Here is a 2258-nt window from a genome sequence, read left to right as displayed (position 1 = left end):
GCCCCCAGGGTCGGGAACGGGAAGGGGCGGCGGGGGCGAAGAAATCAAGGCCTCAGCCGCATCCCAGGCCGCACCCGACAACGCTCCCGCACTCCGCGCCAACCCCAACAGCGCCTCGAGATCGCACCCACCCTCGACCTGCGCGGCCATCGCCGCCACAGCATCCACGGCCTCCGCCCGCCGCTCGGCGACCGGCACCAACCCCAGATGCCGCGAAGGCGTATCCACCCGAGCCACCCGCCGCAGCACCCCCAGCACAGGCACCCCGGCCGACTCCAACGCCTCCCGCAGCAGCAGCTCATGCCGATCGGAGGCGACCTTGTTCAGAATCACGCCCCCGACCCGCACCTCCGGATCCCAGGAAGCGAACCCGTGCACCAGCGCCGCCACCGACCGAGACTGCGACGAGGCGTCGACCACGAGCACCACCGGCGCCCGCAACAGCTTCGCCACATGAGCGGTGGACGCCAGTTCACCCTCGCCCGCGGCCCCGTCGTACAACCCCATCACCCCCTCCACGACGGCGACGTCACACCCACGCGCCCCATGCAGGAACAACGGCCCGATCAACTCCGGCCCGCACAGATACGCGTCGAGATTCCGCCCCACCCGCCCGGTCGCGAGCGCGTGATACCCGGGGTCGATGTAGTCCGGCCCCACCTTGTGCGGGGACACGGCGAGCCCCCGCGCGGCGAACGCGGCCATCAACCCCGTGGCGACGGTGGTCTTGCCGCTGCCGGAGGACGGTGCGGCGATGACCAACCGGGGCACAGAAGTCACCACTCGATGCCCCTCTGCCCCTTCTGCCCGACGTCCATGGGGTGCTTGACCTTGGACATGTCGGTGACGAGGTCGGCGAAGTCGACCAGCTTCTCGGGCGCGTTCCGCCCGGTGATGACGACATGCTGGGTGCCCGGCCGGTCCCGCAGCACGGACACGACCTCGTCGGTGTCGACCCAGCCCCAGTGCATCGGATATGCGAACTCGTCCAGCACGTACAGCCGGTACGTCTCGGCGGCCAGGTCCCGCTTGACCTGCTCCCAGCCCTCCCGGGCCTTCTCCTCGTTGTCCATCTGCTGGTCGCGCTGCACCCACGACCACCCCTCGCCCATCTTGTGCCAGGCGACGGACCCGCCTTCCCCGGAGTCCCCGAGCACCCGCAGCGCCCGTTCCTCGCCGACCTTCCACTTGGCCGACTTCACGAACTGGAACACCCCGATCGGCCACCCCTGGTTCCAGGCGCGCAGCGCCAGCCCGAAAGCGGCGGTGGACTTGCCCTTCCCCACGCCCGTGTGCACGACGACGAGCGGCCGGTTCCGCCGCTGACGAGTCGTCAGTCCGTCGTCCGGTACGACACTCGGCTGCCCCTGCGGCATTACGCGGCCCTCCTGTTGCCCTGAACTTCCCTGACCAGCCCGGCGATCGAGTCCGCCCGCAGCTCGTCCAGCGTCACCGCCGTACCGCCCAGCTCACCCGCGAGCCGCCCGGCGAGCCCCAGCCGCACCGGCCCCGACTCGCAGTCCACGACGACCGATGCGACCTGCTCGGCCGCGAACAACCCGGCCGCACGCGAGGCCAACGCGACCGGCTCGGTCCCACCCGTCGCCCGACCACCACCCCGGCCGGAGGCTCCCCCAGAGCCGAAAGCCTGGGGGGACCCCCATCGCGCCGCCCCTCCATCTGTGGCCCGCCCATCGGTCACCACCACGACGAGCGCCCGCCGCGCCGGATCCCGCAGCCGCTCCACCCGCAGCACCTCGTGCGCCTTGAGCAATCCGGCCGCCAGCGGCGTACGCCCACCCGTCGGCAGCGACTCCAGCCGGGCCGCCGCCGCGTCCACCGACGAGGTCGGCGGCAGCGCGACGTCGGCCGCCGACCCGCGGAACGTCACCAGCCCCACCTTGTCCCGCCGCTGGTAGGCATCGAGGAGCAGTGACAGCACGGCCCCCTTCACGGCGCCCATCCGCTGCCGCGCCGCCATCGACCCGGAGGCGTCGACCACGAACAGCACGAGGTTCCCCTCACGCCCCTCCCGCGTCGCCTGCCGCAGATCGTCCCGGCGCACTACGAGCCCCGGCCCGGAGCGCCCCCGCGCCCGCTGATGCGGCGTCGCGGCCTGCACCGTCGCCGCCAGATGCAGCTTGGTGAGCGCCCCTTGCGGTCGTCGGGCACCCGTCGTCCGCCCGCGCTCGGTCCGCGCCCGCGACCGCCGTCCGGCGGCGCCATCGCCGAGCCCCGGCACCGTCAGCACCTTCGTG

General features: G+C 72.8%; 3 protein-coding genes. All 3 read right to left on the bottom strand.

All coding sequences use genetic code 11. From position 1 onward, the window contains the following. Positions 1-783: cobyrinate a,c-diamide synthase (locus ACTWQJ_RS50425; protein ID WP_443313047.1), on the bottom strand; the 783-nt coding region annotated here is incomplete at its 3' end. Continuing rightward, positions 777-1376 carry a cob(I)yrinic acid a,c-diamide adenosyltransferase gene (gene cobO / locus ACTWQJ_RS50420; RefSeq protein WP_443313046.1) on the bottom strand — a complete coding sequence of 200 codons (600 nt, stop codon included), beginning with the start codon at positions 1374-1376 and terminating at the stop codon, positions 777-779. The genes ACTWQJ_RS50425 and cobO, both read right to left, overlap by 7 nt. Continuing rightward, a partial coding sequence (locus ACTWQJ_RS50415; RefSeq protein ID WP_443313045.1) for a vWA domain-containing protein occupies positions 1376-2258 on the bottom strand: 883 nt, incomplete at its 5' end. The genes cobO and ACTWQJ_RS50415, both read right to left, overlap by 1 nt.

The organism is Streptomyces sp. KR55 (assembly GCF_052245645.1).
GTDB classification, from domain to species: domain Bacteria; phylum Actinomycetota; class Actinomycetes; order Streptomycetales; family Streptomycetaceae; genus Streptomyces; species Streptomyces flavusporus.
The sequence above is the reverse complement of the archived record's forward strand: the minus strand, read 5'-3'. Positions and strand labels throughout refer to the sequence as shown.